Annotated in this window: 14 protein-coding genes and 1 tRNA gene; 4 read left to right on the top strand and 11 right to left on the bottom strand. The window is 61.9% G+C overall.

Annotated elements, in window-relative coordinates:
- Positions 1-82: 82 nt before the first annotated feature.
- The 5 genes from dxs to ACWAT4_RS30190 form a co-directional block, all read right to left on the bottom strand.
- Positions 83-2,011, bottom strand: coding sequence for a 1-deoxy-D-xylulose-5-phosphate synthase (gene dxs / locus ACWAT4_RS30210; protein WP_212297724.1), 1,929 nt, complete (start codon positions 2,009-2,011; stop codon positions 83-85).
- Positions 2,012-2,604: 593 nt separating this feature from the next.
- Positions 2,605-2,856 (bottom strand): exodeoxyribonuclease VII small subunit, encoded by a 252-nt coding sequence (locus ACWAT4_RS30205; protein WP_212424804.1) that lies wholly within the window; start codon positions 2,854-2,856, stop codon positions 2,605-2,607.
- 73 nt (positions 2,857-2,929) lie between these two features.
- Positions 2,930-3,859: a histone deacetylase family protein gene (locus ACWAT4_RS30200; protein ID WP_212297726.1), complete on the bottom strand. Its 930-nt coding sequence runs from the start codon at positions 3,857-3,859 to the stop codon at positions 2,930-2,932.
- Positions 3,860-3,994: 135 nt separating this feature from the next.
- Entirely contained in the window at positions 3,995-5,653 is a 1,659-nt protein-coding gene (locus tag ACWAT4_RS30195; RefSeq protein WP_449728742.1) for a bifunctional metallophosphatase/5'-nucleotidase, read from the bottom strand.
- 87 nt (positions 5,654-5,740) lie between these two features.
- On the bottom strand, positions 5,741-6,499 hold the full coding sequence (locus ACWAT4_RS30190; protein ID WP_212424806.1) for an enoyl-CoA hydratase-related protein: 759 nt from the start codon (positions 6,497-6,499) through the stop codon (positions 5,741-5,743).
- A 299-nt stretch (positions 6,500-6,798) separates the two neighbouring features.
- On the opposite strand from ACWAT4_RS30190, the gene ACWAT4_RS30185 reads away from it, so the two are divergent.
- The gene (locus ACWAT4_RS30185) at positions 6,799-8,034 is read left to right on the top strand and encodes an MFS transporter (RefSeq protein WP_212297729.1); all 1,236 of its coding nucleotides are present in this window, start codon (positions 6,799-6,801) and stop codon (positions 8,032-8,034) included.
- A 79-nt stretch (positions 8,035-8,113) separates the two neighbouring features.
- Here ACWAT4_RS30185 and ACWAT4_RS30180 read toward each other — a convergent pair whose 3' ends face one another.
- The gene (locus tag ACWAT4_RS30180) at positions 8,114-9,892 is read right to left on the bottom strand and encodes an acyl-CoA dehydrogenase (RefSeq protein WP_449728741.1); all 1,779 of its coding nucleotides are present in this window, start codon (positions 9,890-9,892) and stop codon (positions 8,114-8,116) included.
- 241 nt (positions 9,893-10,133) lie between these two features.
- Here ACWAT4_RS30180 and ACWAT4_RS30175 point away from each other — a divergent pair.
- Positions 10,134-10,208: transfer RNA gene (locus ACWAT4_RS30175), tRNA-Gln, on the top strand.
- 294 nt (positions 10,209-10,502) lie between these two features.
- Here ACWAT4_RS30175 and ACWAT4_RS30170 read toward each other — a convergent pair.
- Together ACWAT4_RS30170 and ACWAT4_RS30165 are read right to left on the bottom strand one after the other, a co-directional pair.
- A complete protein-coding gene (locus ACWAT4_RS30170; protein WP_092298163.1) occupies positions 10,503-11,834 on the bottom strand; it encodes a hypothetical protein in 1,332 nt (443 codons plus the stop codon).
- 2 nt (positions 11,835-11,836) lie between these two features.
- Positions 11,837-11,980, bottom strand: a complete 144-nt coding sequence (locus ACWAT4_RS30165; RefSeq protein WP_164939085.1) for a hypothetical protein — start codon at positions 11,978-11,980, stop codon at positions 11,837-11,839.
- A 586-nt stretch (positions 11,981-12,566) separates the two neighbouring features.
- Between ACWAT4_RS30165 and ACWAT4_RS30160 the strand changes: the two genes are divergently transcribed.
- A complete protein-coding gene (locus ACWAT4_RS30160) occupies positions 12,567-12,767 on the top strand; it encodes a hypothetical protein (protein WP_092298154.1) in 201 nt (66 codons plus the stop codon).
- A gap of 13 nt (positions 12,768-12,780) precedes the next feature.
- Positions 12,781-13,185 (top strand): hypothetical protein, encoded by a 405-nt coding sequence (locus ACWAT4_RS30155; RefSeq protein ID WP_128943127.1) that lies wholly within the window; start codon positions 12,781-12,783, stop codon positions 13,183-13,185.
- 105 nt (positions 13,186-13,290) lie between these two features.
- Here the strand turns inward: ACWAT4_RS30155 and ACWAT4_RS30150 are convergent, their stop codons facing one another.
- From ACWAT4_RS30150 to ACWAT4_RS30140, 3 genes are all read right to left on the bottom strand, one after another.
- A complete protein-coding gene (locus ACWAT4_RS30150) occupies positions 13,291-14,538 on the bottom strand; it encodes a serine hydrolase domain-containing protein (RefSeq protein WP_206734261.1) in 1,248 nt (415 codons plus the stop codon).
- Between the two features lie 342 nt (positions 14,539-14,880).
- On the bottom strand, positions 14,881-15,633 hold the full coding sequence (locus ACWAT4_RS30145; protein WP_430640433.1) for an amino acid ABC transporter ATP-binding protein: 753 nt from the start codon (positions 15,631-15,633) through the stop codon (positions 14,881-14,883).
- 77 nt (positions 15,634-15,710) lie between these two features.
- Complete coding sequence (locus ACWAT4_RS30140) at positions 15,711-16,451, bottom strand: ABC transporter permease (RefSeq protein ID WP_245508421.1); 741 nt, start codon at positions 16,449-16,451, stop codon at positions 15,711-15,713.
- Between the last annotated feature and the right edge of the window lie 6 nt (positions 16,452-16,457).

Here is a 16,457-nt window from a genome sequence, read left to right as displayed (position 1 = left end):
CTTCGCCTCGGTGTTCTCAGGTACGGCCGCCGAAGGCGGCCTCTCCCTATGGGAGAGGTGGGGTTCAGTGCCCGTACGACTCTCAGGCGAGCTTGACCGTCTCGGTCTTCACGTCCTTGCCGAGCGCCTCGAACACCTTGGCGACGATGCCCTTGGCGTCGAGACCGGCGCGACCGTACATCGCGGCCGGCGTGTCGTGGTCCTGGAATACGTCGGGCAGGACCATCGTGCGGAACTTGACCATGCCGGTGTCGAGCACGCCCTGGTCGGTCAGGAACTGCGCGACATGCGAGCCGAAGCCGCCGATCGAACCCTCCTCGATCGTGATCAGGATCTCGTGGTCACGGGCAAGCTTGAGTACCAGCTCGGTGTCCAGCGGCTTCATGAAGCGCGCATCTGCGATCGAGGTCGACAGGCCATGGGCTGCGAGCTCGTCGGCGGCCTTCTCGCATTCGGCCAGACGTGTGCCGAAGGAGAGCAGGGCGATCTTGTTGCCCTGGCGGATCATGCGGCCCTTGCCGATCTCGAGGGGGACGCCGACGTCGGGCATCTCGATACCGCGGCCCTCGCCGCGCGGATAGCGCAGCGAGCTCGGACGATCGTCGATCGCGACCTGGGTTGCCACCATGTGGACGAGCTCGGCTTCGTCGGCCGCCGCCATGATCACCATGTTCGGCAGGCAGCCGAGATAGGCATTGTCGAACGAGCCGGCATGCGTCGCGCCGTCGGCGCCGACGAGGCCGGCACGGTCGATGGCGAAGCGCACGGGCAGGTTCTGGATCGCGACGTCATGCACGATCTGGTCGTAGCCGCGCTGCAGGAAGGTCGAGTAGATCGCGCAGAACGGCTTGTAGCCTTCGGTCGCAAGACCTGCGGCAAAGGTCACCGCGTGCTGCTCGGCGATGCCGACGTCGAAGGTGCGGTCCGGGAACGCCTTGTTGAAGATGTCGACGCCGGTGCCCGACGGCATCGCCGCGGTGATGGCGACGATCTTGTCGTCCTTCTGTGCTTCCTTCACGAGGCTCTGGCCGAACACGTTCTGATAGGCCGGCGCGTTCGGCTTGGCCTTGGCCTGGGTGCCGGTTGCGACATCGAACTTCACGACGGCATGGTACTTGTCGGCGGAGGCTTCCGCCGGGCCGTAGCCCTTGCCCTTCTGCGTCACGACGTGGACCAGGATCGGGCCGGTCTCCATGTCGCGCACGTTCTTCAGCACGGGCAGCAGATGGTCGAGGTTATGGCCGTCGATCGGGCCGACGTAGTAGAAGCCGAGCTCCTCGAACAGCGTGCCGCCGTCCATCATGAAACCACGGGAATATTCCTCGACGCGGTTGGCGCGGTTGGCGATGATCTTGGGCAGGCGCTTGTTGATCTGCTTGGCCGCCTCGCGCAGCGTGCGGTAGGTCTTGCCGGAGTAGAGCCGCGACAGATAGGCGCTCATCGCGCCGACCGGCGGAGCGATCGACATGTCGTTGTCGTTGAGGATGACGATCAGGCGGGAGTTCATCGCGCCCGCATTGTTCATCGCCTCATAGGCCATGCCCGCCGACATCGAGCCGTCACCGATGACGGCGATCACGTTGTTCTTGCCGCCGGAAAGGTCGCGCGCCACGGCCATGCCGAGGCCGGCCGAGATCGAGGTCGAGGAGTGTGCCGCGCCGAACGGATCGTAATCGCTCTCGCTGCGCTTGGTGAAGCCGGAGAGGCCGCCGCCGGTGCGCAGCGTGCGGATGCGGTCGCGGCGTCCGGTGAGGATCTTGTGCGGATAGGCCTGATGGCCGACGTCCCAGATCAGCCGGTCGCGCGGCGTGTCGAAGACGTAGTGGATCGCGGTGGTGAGCTCGACCACGCCGAGACCCGCGCCGAAGTGACCGCCGGTGACCGAGACGGCATCGATGGTTTCCTGACGCAACTCGTCGGCGACCTGGCGCACCTGCTCGATCTTGAGCTTGCGCAGGTCTTCCGGCGTCCGGATGGTGTCGAGAAGCGGCGTCTTGCTGTATGCGTTCACGGCGATTTCCAATTTTTCAGCGCCGGAAGGTCATTCCGGTGCGCGATGGGTTTGCACAATATCGGCGCAGCGCGAGTCCTTAAACCGTCGGAGCCACCTGCATGGGGCAATGCCCCGTCTTCAAGCTTAGGTGAGCTTAAGTGCGCTCCGGTTCAGTCTCTGTGATCCCTGTCACGTAGATCGGCTTCGTCCGTCCAAGCCAATTTCATTAGCGATTTGAGGCGCTTGTCGTCGGTATTCGGTCCCCACGTCAAGGCTAACAAAAAGCCACACTCCGCGCAGCTTTACACCAAAGCTTGGGCCAAAGCCAACCCGCCGGACCGATTACGGGTATGCAGATGCAACCGGCGGGCCGATTTGGTTAATCGCGGCGCCGGAGCGGAGGTTCCAATTCTACCCCGGTTCCTTGGCAGGATTCTGGGCGAAAGAACAGATATTTTGGCGGGATTCGCGAGGCCGAAAGGACCCTAGCGAGAAAATTCCCCAATTTTAGCGCCCGCGCCCGCTTCCGGTGGCTGGAGACGGCGGCGTGCGATCTTGAAATAACCCAAGGCGACTACTGCCCGACACGGACAGCCTTGGACGGCGGCCCCTTACTGCACGTCGAGCGGGGCGGTGCCGCTGGCCTGTCCGCTGGCATCGGTCGTGATCTTGTCGACGCGCGCCTCGGCCTGGCGCAAGAGTTCCTCGCACCGGCGCTTCAGGGCTTCACCACGCTCGTAGATCGTAACGGATTCCTCGAGCGGCACCTTGCCGTCCTCGAGCCGCTTCACGATCGTTTCGAGTTCCTCGATCGCGCGCTCGAAGGTGAGCCGGGAGACGTCGATTTGGGTATTTTCGGCCATATCCGTTTCCGATTGCCCGATTCGCTTCATTTCTGAAAAAGCAGAGTTTTGCGGGCGTAATGTGGCAGGGGCATCAGGCGCCCATCAAGGCGCCGACATGCGCCGTAACAGATTCTTTCAGTCCTTGCAGGTCGTAGCCGCCTTCGAGCACAGAAACAACGCGCCCTCCGGCAGACTTGTCGGCGAGATCCATCAGCTTGCGCGTCACCCAGGCATAATCCTCCGCGCGCAAATTCAGCGAGGCCAGCGGATCGCGGTAATGCGCATCGAAGCCTGCCGAGATGATCAGCAGTTCGGGGCTGAACTTTTCAAGCTGCGGCAAGATCAGGTTCTCGAACGCGGAGCGGAATTCCGGCCCGCCGTCCTCGGAGGCGAGTGGCGCATTGACGATGGTGTCGTGGTCGCCGCGCTCGCCCTTGGCTCCGGTGCCCGGAAACAGCGGCATCTGGTGGGTCGAGCAGTACATCACGGTCGGGTCCGACCAGAAGATGTCCTGCGTGCCGTTGCCGTGATGCACGTCGAAATCGACGATGGCGGCGCGCTTGATGCCGTATTTGCGCTGGGCGTGCCGCGCGGCGATCGCGACATTGTCGAAGAAGCAGAAGCCCATCGGCTTGCCGATCTCGGCGTGATGGCCGGGCGGGCGCACCGCGACGAAGGCGTTGCGGTGCTCGCCATTCATCACCGCTTCGGTCGCCGCAACCGCGCCGCCGACGCCGCGCATCACCGCTTCCCACGTGCCAGGGGACATCGAGGTATCGCCGTCGATGTAGACCTGGCCGCTGGTCGGCGCGATGTGGCGCAGCTCGGTGACGTAGTGCTCGTTGTGGCACAGCGTGACGAGATCGAGATCGCCCTCCGGCGCCAGGTCGCGCGCCAGGAACTGGAAACGCTCGTGCGACAACGCTTCCTCGACCGCGCGCAGGCGGTCGGGCCTTTCAGGGTGTCCCGGCGGCGTGACGTGGTCGAGGCAGGCCTTGTGGGAGAGGAGAAGCGTGCTCATCAGGTCGGCCTCACTGGGAACGAACTCTCGACGTCGCTTGGCGCATCCGGCGCCAAAACGCAATGCAAAATGCAATCTATGCGTTCCGCCGCGAATGGCAAAGGGCTGAGCCGTTCCGCCTCGGTTTGATCCGGATCAATTCACACGCAGGATGCGGGTCGGCGGCAACGGGCCGATCGGTCCATGCGCCCTGAAGAAGGCAAACAGCGCATCGGCGTCGTAGCCGCCATATTGTGGCGAAGCGCCTTGCTTGGCGACGGTAAAACCGTCGCCGCCGACCGCGAGGTAATCGTTGAGGGTGACGCGGTAGCCGGTGGCCGGCTCGATCGGTCTGCCGTTGAGCGTCATCTTGTCGGCCATGACGCGTTCGCCGGGCGGCTTTGATGCGTCCCAGGTGTAGCTGAACCCGTTCGATACCTGGAGAATCCGCGGCCGCTTCGGATCGAGCCATTGCTGCTCCAGCATGTCCTTGAGCTGGCGGCCGGTGAGCGTCATGGTGACAAGGCGGTTGCGGAACGGCTGGCTCGCGAACAGTTCGCCGTAGGACACCGTGCCGTTCTCCTTCGGGATGATGTCGGTGCGAATACCGCCGGGATTGGTGATAGCGATGGCGGCGCTGCCATCCTTCTCATCCCTGGTCGCCGCAAGCTGCGCGTCGGCGATGACGTCGCCGAGCGGACTTTCGCCGGCGTCGTTCGGAACGCGCGACAGCGTTTGGGTCACCGATCCGGCCGGCCGGTTGGCGATCGGCGCGGAGAGCTTGTCATAGGCGTCGATCAGCGCGGTCTGCTCGGGATCCCTGGCCAGCGAGGCGTTGGCGACGATGACGTTCTCGCCCCTGGCGCCGACGATGTCGCGTGTTGCCGGATCGAGCTTGAGGTCGATCGCGGTAACGAGCGTGCCGTATTTGTCGCCGCTGGTGACGAGTCTGCCGTCGATCTGGCAAACATAGGCGCGATGGGTGTGGCCGCTGACCACGACGTCGACGGCGGGGTCGAATTTCTTGACGATATCGACGATTGGTCCCGTGATATCAGGGCACTCGTTGTAGTCGCCGGCCGGCTCGCCGCCCTGGTGGATCAGGACCACGATCGCCTCGACGCCCTGCGCCTTCAGTTGCGGCACCAGCGCGTTCACGGTCTCGGCCTCGTCGCGGAATTCGAGCCCGGCAACGCCTGATGGAGAGACGATGCCGGCCGTTTCCTTCAAGGTCAGCCCGATGAAGGCGACGGGGATGCCCTCGAACTCCCTGATCTCATAGGGCGGCAAAATGCTCTTGCCTGTCGCGGTCTCGACGGTGGACGCCGCGAGATAGTGGAATTTTGCTCCAGTGAAGGAATGCGGTCCCTGGCATCCGTCCTCCGGATGACAGCCGCCGTTCTGCATCCTGAGCAGCTCGGTCTTGCCCTCGTCGAACTCGTGATTGCCGACCGAGGTGATCGCAAGCCCCATCATCGACAGCGATTCGACCGACGGCTCGTCGTGAAACATCGCCGACAAAAACGGGCTCGCCCCGATCAGATCGCCGGCAGCAACGAAGATCGTGTTCTTGTGGCCCTCGCTCAATTGCTTGACCAGCGTCGCCATGTACTCGGCGCCACCGGCGGCCACCATCACCTTCCTGCTCTTGTCTTCAGGATCATTGATGCGGATGCCACCCGGCGGCGGGCGGAGATTGCCGTGAAAATCGTTGATCGCGAGAATGCGCAGCTCGACGGGTGCCGCGCTTTGGGCTGCGGCGGGCGGGGCGGCGAGTGCGAGTGAAAGTGCGGCAAGGATGGGCTGGTATCGCATGGAACCAGACTAGACGTTCCAGGCGAGGATTTCACGAAAGTTCTCGCTGTCATTCTGGGCTCGCGGCGCGCGCCCCGGAATGACGGCCTACCGCTTCTTCCGATTCGCGAACGCATTGAACGCGGCAACGGCATCGTCGGATTTCAACCGCTCGCCGAACAGATGGGCCTCCTGGTCGACGCGGCGGGTGAGCTCTTCGGGCGCGGCGCGCAGCAATTTGCGCGAGGTTGCGACCGCTTCGGCCGGCAGCCGGCAGATTTCGCGCGCCACCTTGCGCGCCTCGACCTCGGTATGTCCCGGCGAGACCACGCTGTTGACGAAGCCGGCGGCGTGCGCCTCGGCGGCGGTAAACGTGCGCCCCATCACCAGCATCGCGAAGGCGCGCTGATAGCCCATCGTGTTCGGCATCAACAGGCTGGAGGCCCCGACCGGCACGAGGCCGAGATGGATATAGGGTGCGGAGAAAGTCGCAGCATTCGAGGCGAGCACGTAGTCGCAGTGGAACAGCATCACTGTGCCCATGCCGATCGAGGCGCCGTCCACGGCCGCAATGATCGGCTTGGTGTTGAGAGCGAGCGAATAGAGGAACTTGACTCCGTCCGATAGTGTTTCCGGGCGCGACGTGTCGGCGTGCAGGAAATCGTCGATGTCGTCACCGGCCGTGAACACGCCTGAGCCTCCGGTGACGATCATGCAGCGGATATCGGGATTGTTCTGCGCGGTATCGATCGCGCGGCTCATCTCCCGATACATGACCTGGGTGATCGCGTTTTTCTTGCTCGGGCGGCGCAGGGTGATGATGCGCGTTCCACGCTCTTCGGTGACGACGATATTGCCGTTCGGCATGGAGCACTCCCTGCGGCCGCCGCGGCGCCTGCCATCGGCGAGTCTTGCTGGAGGCAGCCTACATGATCTCACAGAGGAGCCAATGCTGCGGTTCAACCATTTCGGCCGCGACGCAGGTGAGCGGTTGCATGACACCCGCCCCATGGCTGGATTGCCCGGGGAACTGTGACGCGAACGGGCGTCACATCTCCAGCGATGCTCTTTGCGCATTGCAACAATTGGATACAACGTTTCATTTGAAAAACCGGTGGTTGTGCGGCACGATCAGCCGTCTCGTTCCATTAGGCCATACTCGATCGATGATTGCCGCAACGGGCGTTGACGAATCCTCGCTGCACTATCGTGGCTGGCGCGTGGTGCTGGCCTGTTTCCTGATGGCCTTCTTCATGTTCGGCTTCGGCCTCTACGGCCAGGGCGTCTATCTGGCCGAGCTCCAGCGTGCCCATGGCTGGCCGGGCACGCTGGTATCCGCGGCCAGCACATTCTCGTTTCTGCTGAGCTCGGTCCTCGTCGTCTTCACCGATGATCTGCTTGCCCGGATCGGGTTGCGAGCGCTGATCCTGTGCGGACTGTCGGCGCTCGGCGCATCGACCGCGCTGCTGGGAGTGATGCAGGCGCCCTGGCAGCTCTATGTCGCCTATGCGCTGATGTCGGTCGGCTGGACCGGCATGGGCACGGTGGTGATCGCCACCGTTCTGAATTCCTGGTTCGCGCGGCGGCGCGGGCTCGCGCTCAGTCTCGCCTTCAACGGCGCTACTTGCGGCGGCATCATCCTCGTTCCGGTTCTGCTGGCGCTGAGCAGCAGCCTCGGCTTTCGCTCCGCGATGCTGATGGCCACCGTCGTGATGGTGGTCCTGGTGCTGCCGGTGGTCGTCGTCTTCACCGGTTGGCCGGTCGACGCGTCGCTGAATCCGGCCGGAAGTACGTCCCGCGGCGGCGAGGCCGTGCGTCATTCGCGGAAGGAGCTGCTCGCCAACGCGCCGTTCTGGACCATGGTGCTGCCGATCGCGATCGCGCTGTTGGCGCAGATGGGATTCATCATCCACCAGGTGACGTTTCTCGAACCGCTGATCGGCCGCGCCAGCGCAGGCCTCGCGGTAACCCTGATGGCGGCGATGGCGGTGGTCGGACGGCTGTCGCTCGGCCTGTTCGTCGACCGGCTCGATCCGCGGCTTGCTTGCGCCGCGTCGATGACGAGCCAGGCGGCGGCGTTGCTCGTTCTCCTGCAAAGCCACAGCCCGACCGTGCTGCTCATCTGCTGCGCCGTTTACGGCTTCTCGATCGGCAACATGATCACGTTTCCACCCCTGATCATCCAGCGCGAGATCGGCAGTACGGCCTTCGCGGCCGCGATGGGGCTGGGGACCTCGATCAGCGGCATCGTCAGCGCGTTCGGCCCCGGCATCGTCGGCCTCGTGCGCAGCGTGAGCGGCGACTACACCATGGCGTTCGCGATGTGCGTGGTGCTGGATGTCGTCGCCGCCGGCGTCGTGCTGTGGCGGCCGGGCAAACGGGTGAAGGTCGTGGCGTCGTAAGCCCGGATGGATCCAAATATTCGGTGCCGTCCCGGCCTTGCCGGACGACACTGAATGTGCAGCCGGCAACGAGCCCATCTTACCCCAGCAACACCGCGTCCGCCGCTGCGACCGACTCCGCACTTTCCGTCACGGTGCGCCCGAGCGCGCCAGCCTGCACGGTGATGTTTTCCGCAAAGAAGCGCGCGAGCGAGACGTGGCGGGCGGCCTCGGGATTGCCGTCGGCCTTGGCGGCGAGCGCCTCGGAGGCCAGCATGCAGCCGCCGAGCGTGGCGCCGAACTGCTGCAAATACGGTGTCGCGCCGGCGAGTGCCTCGTTCGGAGCGGAGGTGACGCGCTCCAGCAACCACTTGCTGCTGCGCGTCAGCGCTTCCAGCGCCTCGCGCAATTTTGCGCCGGTGGTGCCGAAGGCGGGGTCGTTGGAGGCCTCGACCTGTTTGACGGTAGCCGCGAGCTCCTCGATCAGCGCCCACACCGACGCGCCACCATTGGCCGCCAGCTTGCGTGTGACGAGGTCGATCGCCTGGATGCCGTTGGTGCCCTCATAGATCGCGGTGATGCGGGCATCGCGATAGTGCTGCGCCGCGCCGGTTTCCTCGATGAAGCCCATGCCGCCATGCACCTGCACCCCGAGATAGGCGACCTCGTTGCCGATATCGGTGGAATAGCCTTTGGCCATCGGTGTCAGCAGCGCCGCGCGTGCGGCTGCATCGGCGCGCACCTTCGGGTCCTTTGCGCGTAAGGAGACGTCGAGCGCGACTGCGGTCGCATAGCAGATGGTGCGCGCGGCCGCCGTCTGCGCGCGCATCCGCATCAACATGCGCTTGACGTCGGGATGCACGAAGATCGCGTCCGAGCTGTCGCCCTTCTTGCCGACGGCGCGGCCCTGCCGGCGCTCCTGCGCGTAGGCCAGGGCCTGCTGATAGGCGCGATCGGCTACGCCGACGCCCTCCAGGCCGACGCCGAGGCGGGCCTGGTTCATCATCGTGAACATGCAGCGCATGCCCTGGTTCTCTTCGCCGATCAGGAACCCGATCGCGCCGCCATGATCGCCCATGGTCATGGTGCAGGTCGGCGAAGCATGCATGCCGAGCTTGTGCTCGACGCCCGAGGCAAAGATGTCGTTGCGCGCGCCGAGCGAGCCGTCGGCGTTGACCATGAATTTCGGCACCAGGAACAGCGAGATCCCCTTGGTGCCGGCCGGAGCATCCGGCAGCCGCGCCAGCACGAAATGCACGATGTTGTCGGTCATGTCGTGCTCGCCATAGGTGATGAAGATCTTCGTCCCCTTGATGCGATAGGTGCCGTCGCCCTGCTTTTCGGCGCGGGTGCGCAGCGCCCCGACATCGGAGCCGGCTTGCGGCTCGGTGAGCTGCATCGTGCCGGTCCATTCGCCGGAGACCAGCTTTTCGAGATAGATCGTCTTGAGCTCATCGTTGCCATGCGCGTCCAGCGCCTCGATCGCGGAGGCCGTCAGCAGCGGGCAAAGGCCGAAGGCGACGTTGGCGGCACTCCAGATCTCGGTGCAGGCGGCGTTGATGGCGAGCGGCAGGCCCTGGCCGCCGAAATCCTCAGGTCCCGAGACCGCATTCCAGCCGCCCTCGATCCAGCGCCTGTAGGCATCCGGCCAGCCCGGCGCGGTCGTAACCTTGCCGGCGTCGAGCTTGATGCCGTGCTCGTCGCCGACCTTGTTGAGCGGCGCCAGCACGTCGGTCGCGAACTTGCCGGCTTCCTCCAGCACGGCGGCCGCGATGTCCGCGTCGAAATCGCCATAATGGCCGGCTTCCACGGCGGCCCTGAGGCCGGCACCGTGGTTGAGCGACAGCAGCATGTCAGAGATCGGCGCGCGGTAGGTCATGGCTCACTCCCGAAGACAGGTTTGGCGCCGTATTCCCATGAAACGCCGGAGGTCTCAATGGCCGGGAGGGGCGGGACCGGACCGGGATCTGGCTCATAATAGAGTGGGACCACGCCATATCCCGGCCTGTGGTATTTTGCCCCTCCAGGCGGTTGAAATGCCGCGCCGCTCCCTATAGACCGGCTGCGACTGGAGGGAATCTGCGGTAGTCGGGTCTTCCGCCATTTCTCCCGTCACCTGATGGGGCGTAGCCAAGCGGTAAGGCAGCGGATTTTGATTCCGCCATTCGGAGGTTCGATCCCTCCCGCCCCAGCCAGAGACAACACGCTGATTTTGTTACGAAAACGGCCTTGCCCAAGGCAGAATTTCCCGCGCATTTGGAAATTCCGTTTGCCTCCCATTTGGAAATTCTGTGCTGGTTTCGTTTTTTGCCGGAAGCCAGATGAAAGTCGTCGCGCGTTGAACGTCGCTCAACTTATCAAAATACGAATTGAGCGGATGAACGCCGTCTGCGCGTTGGAAGCTTCCCACCGCAGCCGTTGACGTCGCTTGCGGGATCAACAATCGCAGAACCCCGCCGCCTTTTGCAGCGTTCAACGAAGCGCGAAGTCTATCCTTGAGATCGGACGCCAGTATTCGAAATTGGGGAGGTCTGCGCTTCGTCTCGAGGTGATGCTGCTCCATCAGCATTCTGTTGATCGAGCTCCTTCTGTGCCAAGAGATGTGCATGCCGCTTACGGGTCGCAGCTAACGCTCGCATCATCGTCTCCTTGGCATAGCCGCGATAGGCCTGTGCGGTCTTGTGGCCCGACAGCGCACGACCTTGGCCGTCTGTCAGCTCCGCTTCCTCGAGTTCGGTCATGCCGCCGTGTCGACAGGAATCAAGCGTGAACAGCTTTGACACGCCGTCGATCTTCTTGCGCATCTGCTGCACTACTTTTTCCATGCCAGGATAGGACCACACTTTGGCATCGCCCTTGCGTTCACCCTTTTGGATCCGACGCATGATCATCGGCACGCCAAGCTTTGGTAGATGACTCAAAACGTCCTCCGCTTCGGCATAAAACTTGACGGTCTCTCCATCGAGAGTCTCTTCGAGCGGATGCCAGACCAGCGCCTTATTCTTGTGGTGCTCGATGCGTACCGCGTTTGGCCAGTTCTTGCTGCGGTAGTCCGGCCACGTCAAAAACCCGGCCACTACGTTCTCCGGCCGTTGCAGCCATTCAAAGCAGATCACCGCGACGGCTGCGGGTTCAGGCCGCCCTTCTTTGATGCAGCCCCATGCAAATTTATAAACCTCTTCTCGAGTCACCGCGTGCTTCTTGGTCTTGGTGCGGCTCTTGAGGGTGAAATCGTCCCAGGGGTTCGGATGCTTTTTGTCGAACAACTCCGGGTGTAGACGACGCATGATCCGCCACGCCTTTCGGCAGAGGCCGACGACCTTTTCTCCCTGCCGCAGCCTGATGCCGTTCGGCCCGTTGATGATTTTGTCGTAGATCTTATCGGCAGCTCGTGGCGTAACCTCCATGATCTGCCGTTCACCAATCCGCCGTCCGCTCTTGTCGACCGTGTCGCAGATCATTTGCATGATCCGTTCGTAATCGGGGCGGGACCGAGGTGAGACTTTCTCGGTATAGGCCTTCTCCGTCTTGTATTGCCGGAATAGCCAATCGATCGTGCCATATCGCGCGATCTTTCCCTGTTCACCTTCACCGGGCTCCCCCCTGCGGTGATTGTTCCATTCATCAAAGAGGGCATTGAGCGTGGCAGCGCGTCCGCCTTTCCCCTCTTGACCACATGCGGCTTCGTAGCTCGTCCCAAGTGGCTCATTCGCCATCTCGCAGCCAAGACTGCGGTAATAGGTGGGGATCCGGAAATAGAACGCGACCGAACCGCAGGCAAGCCGACGCACCTCCACAAAGCGTGGAAGCGGCCGTTCCAAGGTCACAAATCCTCGGCGAGGTCGCCCGGCACCATGTCCGGCGCGATAGCCCGGTCCAGATCGTCCTTCAACCACAGCTGACGCCTTCCTTCTTTCACACGTGGTCGAGGATACTCCTTACCGACTCGTTTGAGAAAGGCTTCCACGGTCGATTCTCCGCAATACGCTGCCGCGGTTCCAGCAGACATACGGCGAGGCCAAGAACCCGCTGGAATGATGGCAGGACGTGTCATTGCATATGCGTGAGCTGCTGAAAAATTCGCTCTTTGCTCGTCTTGGCCATCATGATGATCACCAGCAGGATTGAAACTGCGAGGACGACCGGATCGTACAGGAGCGTAGTGCAGCGCCTGAAAAGGACAATTCGGACTTACATGCCTCGGGCGCGAGGGCGCGCCGCGGAAGGCCTTTGCGAAGGAAGTGACTATGACCCAGCAGAGGACGATGCGGATCAATTGGGACGGCGGCTACCACCGAGGTGCGAAGACTCGGCAACGAGGCCAGTGGACCGGAACCTGACGCGGCGGAGACAGTCCGCGCGGTAAGCTGGGACGTAGTCGCTGGCGCAGCTCGCAAACCTCGGACGGACAAGGCACCCGGAGGAGACACACACCACCCGTCGCCTTCATAGTTCCTCTGGTCCTAGCAGGGGTGTAGAGTTTTACGGTTTTTTTAACACGCTTAAATTTGACGCTCCCGCCATTGCGTTATGGTAAATCTTGTGGGGTTCTCATGTTCGATTCCGTGACCACCGCACTTTTGCGCGCGGTCCTAGATGAGGTCTGCGAAAACGTTTCGCGGAGCGAGACGGGCGCCCGTGCCCACGTGGCCTCGAAAATCCTGGAAGCCGCGACCAAGGGGGACACCTCTCCGGATCGCCTCAAGCAGATCGGGCGCCAAGCTCTCTCGCAGGCGCCGACCATGTGGCGCTGACCGGAGGCGGGGGGTGAATTTCCAGGTCACGGTGCTGAAGATCCTCGTGAGCTATCCGGATGGATTTGCCGCGATGGCCGATCTCAAGCGCGACATGGCGATCCTGGCGACCAGCGGCCGGGACTGGGCCGATCGAACAAAGCGGCTGGCTGCGCGTGTACCGGACCTCGACATCTTTTCGCAAGGTCTCGTCGAGCGCGAAAATGGCGGCTGGAAAATCACCCTCAAGGGACGGACAGTGCTGGAGTTCATGGAGGTGCGCCCCGCCGTCGAGCAACCAAGAGAGACGGTGTCAGCCGAGAACAGGGATGCGCCCATACCATCGCTTCCGCAGCCAGCGGAGCGCGCTAGGAGGCGACGCGAACGTCGCGAGCAGCGTCGTGAAGCCCGAGAACGGGCGCGGGCTAACGCTTCCTAATCCTGAGGACGGGAGGCCTCCTTCTAGGTAGGGTGCCAGACGCAGCGCCGCCCTCTGCACCGCATGTGTTTCCTCCGAACCATTAGCTTTCGCGGCCTGTCATCATCAATGCGGCTGCCAGACCGAAGCCGCCTTAAGGAACGCTAGGGTCTCATCGGAAGCAAGCTTGTCGGCTGGCGGAAAATAGCTGAGCTTGACGATTACCGTGCGCGTTGCGGGGTCGACGAAGATGTACTGCCCTTGCAGCCCAATTGCCATGTACGCACCGCCGGTGCCAATCGTCCACCACTGGTACCCGTAGCCCCGTGGCTCGGAGTGCGCCGGATCGGTAGGTCGGATCGACTCCGCAATCCACTCCGAAGACAGAATTCGCTGACCGTTGGCGACTCCCATGTTAAGCATCATGAGGCCCAACCGGGCGAAATCGCGAAGGGTCGCGTTGAAGCCTGCACCGCTGAATTCTCGACCTACGCCCGGCGCTCCATCCATAATGAAGAAGCCATCGGCTTCTGCACCAATCGGCTCCCAGATGTGCTTCGTCATATAGGCGGCCAAATTGCTGCCGCCGCTCACGCGCTCCAAGAGAAGGCCAAGCACCGCCGTATCCAGCGTCTTGTATTGGAAAACCTCGCCCGGCGAATGCTTTCGGCTGATCGTGCGTGCCGCATCCGCAAAGCGAACGACGTTCTTGACAAGTGCTTCGACGAAGCTACTCGCCGCCACCCCCGGGTTTTGGAAATCGTACCGCTCTTCATAGTCAACGCCGGATCGCATTTGCAGGATCTGCCGGATCGTCACGTTTTCGTATCCGCCCCCTTTCAGTTCCGGTAAATAGGTGTCGATCTTCTCATCGAGCGACTTGATCCGACCTTCGGCCAGCGCACAGCCAATCAGGATTGAAGTTATCGACTTCGTCATGGAGAAGCCGATGAAGCGAGTTCGATCGTTCGTATTGTTGAGATACCTCTCGAAGGCAATCTTTCCATCTTTCAAGACGATAAGTGCGTTTGTGTAAGATCGTTCAAGGAACTGATTAGCCTGGAACGTTTTGCCGTCGTACTGATAGTTGAAATCAAGTGCGTGCTCTTCTCGCGGAAGCTGCCAGACTGGACCGGAGCGTGCGACCGTGCGTGTCGTGAACAGTGTATCCATGCTATGGAAAGTAAGCGCGTTGACGCCCGCATCGAGCATCCCGAAGCGAAGGTTCTGTATGCCGATCGGCACATCCGACACCGGATCTTGAGTGATTTGTGGTTTCAGCGCCTGCTCCGCTAGCGCGCGCCCGACGAGCATCAATCCTGTGCAGGCTAGAACCAGAGAGACAGCGATTCGTTTCGACAAGCGTGCTTTCATTTCCGTTCTCCTAGCCGAGTATAGCTGCGCGTTGTGCTCGCGCTTAACCGTTGCGAGCAGATGATAGAGGCCGGGCCGTCACGATGATGGCCGATAGGCCCTTCAGCACGCGCGGTATGGATCTGAGCGACTGGCGCAGGGCTCGGCGGCAGGCTGGTGTGGCTGCTGGTCAAGAGTCTACGGTGGCGTATGGCGTCAGCACTTCGCAAAGCAATCACCTCACGAGAGCCCCGGCCGGCATCACAGTACAACCGATCGCGTTGAGCGCTTCGACTGACGCCAAGCTGCTGCATACGGCAACTGAGCAACTCAGCCGACCGGCTTCATGAAGATTCTGGCTGATCAATGCAGAACCTGCGACAGAAAATCTCGTGCTCTCTGCGTCTTGGGCTGACGAAAGAACTGCTCCGGCGCGCCTTCCTCGACTATAGCGCCCTCATCCATGAAGATTACCCGGTCGGCGACCTGTCTGGCGAAGCCCATTTCATGGGTCACGCAGATCATCGTCATACCATCGCCTGCGAGTTCTATCATCGTGTTCAGCACTTCCTTGACCATTTCCGGGTCGAGCGCCGAAGTAGGCTCATCCAAGAGCATGATCTTCGGTTTCATGCACATCGCCCTCGCGATAGCAACACGTTGCTGCTGACCACCGGAGAGTTGGGAGGGATATTTGGCAGCCTGATCGGCAATCCTTACTCTTCTGAGATAGCTGATTGCGACGTCCTCTGCCTCGGCCGCTTTCAACCCCCTGACAAGCATCGGCGCTAACATACAATTCTCAAGCACGGTCATGTGAGGAAAGAGGTTGAAACTCTGAAACACCATGCCGACTTCTCGTCTGACCTTGTCTATATTCGTCAACCGATGGTCGAGCAGGCATCCCTCTACTACGATCGAGCCGCCATCATGCTTCTCGATACGGTTGATGCATCGAATCAATGTTGATTTTCCAGATCCTGAGGGGCCGCAGATCACGATCTTCTCTCCGCGATCCACACTCAGGCCGATGCCCTTGAGCGCAGCGAATGAGCCGAATCGCTTGGTGACTGCGGACATGACGACCGTGCCGCCCTCGCTTGAGCCGCTTTCCATTACTCGCACGCTCAACTCCATCTCTCTGGCTTTGTATTGGGGATCAACGACAATGACACTTTGAGAGCCCGGCACTACTAATGATCGCGTATGCCCGGCAAAACGGGTTGAAACTCCTTGACGCGCCGCTCCTCATTCCGGTGGCCGGCTGACAGCCGCACCTCAAACCTGCGCAACAGCCAGCTCAAGCTGGTGGTGATACAAAAGTAGATTGCTCCCGCCGTCAGAAAGACCTCGTAGGGCGCAAAGGTATTCGAGACCTCAAGGCGTGCGGCGCCTGTCAGATCGAGGAGGGTAATTGTGCTGGCGAGAGAAGTTGCTTTGATCGTCAGGATTACTTCGTTTTCATAGGCCGGTAGTGCTGCGCGCACAGCGAGTGGAATCGTAACCTTCCGTTGAGTCTGGAACCACGAGAGCCCGAGGGCTTGCGCGGCCTCCACAAGCCCCTTTGGCACCTGCCTCAGCGCACCAGCGATGATTTCGGCCGTATAGGCGGCTGAGTTCAGACCCAGTGCGATGATGACGCACCAGAAGGGGTCGCGAAAAATCGGCCACAAAGCCGAGTTTCGGACGAAGCTGAACTGGCCAAGTCCGTAATAAACGATGAAGACTTGCAGCAGAGAGGGGATCCCGCGAATGACGAGAATGTAGATACTCGCAGGGCCATGGAGCCAAATCGATTGCGCATTGCGAGCATAAGCGAGAGGCACAGCTAACATCATCCCGAGAAGCAGGATGAGTATGGACAGCCGCCCTGTCATTCCCGCTCCCTTAAGCAGGTTCGGAAACGCGTCGGCCATGATTGAGAAATCTAGCATGGCGCT

The sequence above is a fragment of the Bradyrhizobium sp. T-1 genome (assembly GCF_053592855.1).
Note: the sequence above shows the minus strand (reverse complement) of the source record. Positions and strands in the feature narration are given on the sequence as shown.

What these genes read in the sequence shown, in the direction of transcription:
- ACWAT4_RS30190 (WP_212424806.1), bottom strand. Translation starts at nt 6,499, where the DNA reads ATGCCGAACGGCAATATCGTCGTCACCGAAGAGCGTGGAACGCGCATC.
- ACWAT4_RS30150 (WP_206734261.1), bottom strand. Translation starts at nt 14,538, where the DNA reads ATGAAAGCACGCTTGTCGAAACGAATCGCTGTCTCTCTGGTTCTAGCC.
- ACWAT4_RS30145 (WP_430640433.1), bottom strand. Translation starts at nt 15,633, where the DNA reads ATGGAAAGCGGCTCAAGCGAGGGCGGCACGGTCGTCATGTCCGCAGTC.
- ACWAT4_RS30140 (WP_245508421.1), bottom strand. Translation starts at nt 16,451, where the DNA reads ATGCTAGATTTCTCAATCATGGCCGACGCGTTTCCGAACCTGCTTAAG.
- ACWAT4_RS30200 (WP_212297726.1), bottom strand. Translation starts at nt 3,859, where the DNA reads ATGAGCACGCTTCTCCTCTCCCACAAGGCCTGCCTCGACCACGTCACG.
- ACWAT4_RS30205 (WP_212424804.1), bottom strand. Translation starts at nt 2,856, where the DNA reads ATGGCCGAAAATACCCAAATCGACGTCTCCCGGCTCACCTTCGAGCGC.
- ACWAT4_RS30180 (WP_449728741.1), bottom strand. Translation starts at nt 9,892, where the DNA reads ATGACCTACCGCGCGCCGATCTCTGACATGCTGCTGTCGCTCAACCAC.
- ACWAT4_RS30185 (WP_212297729.1), top strand. Translation starts at nt 6,799, where the DNA reads ATGATTGCCGCAACGGGCGTTGACGAATCCTCGCTGCACTATCGTGGC.
- ACWAT4_RS30160 (WP_092298154.1), top strand. Translation starts at nt 12,567, where the DNA reads ATGTTCGATTCCGTGACCACCGCACTTTTGCGCGCGGTCCTAGATGAG.
- ACWAT4_RS30195 (WP_449728742.1), bottom strand. Translation starts at nt 5,653, where the DNA reads ATGCGATACCAGCCCATCCTTGCCGCACTTTCACTCGCACTCGCCGCC.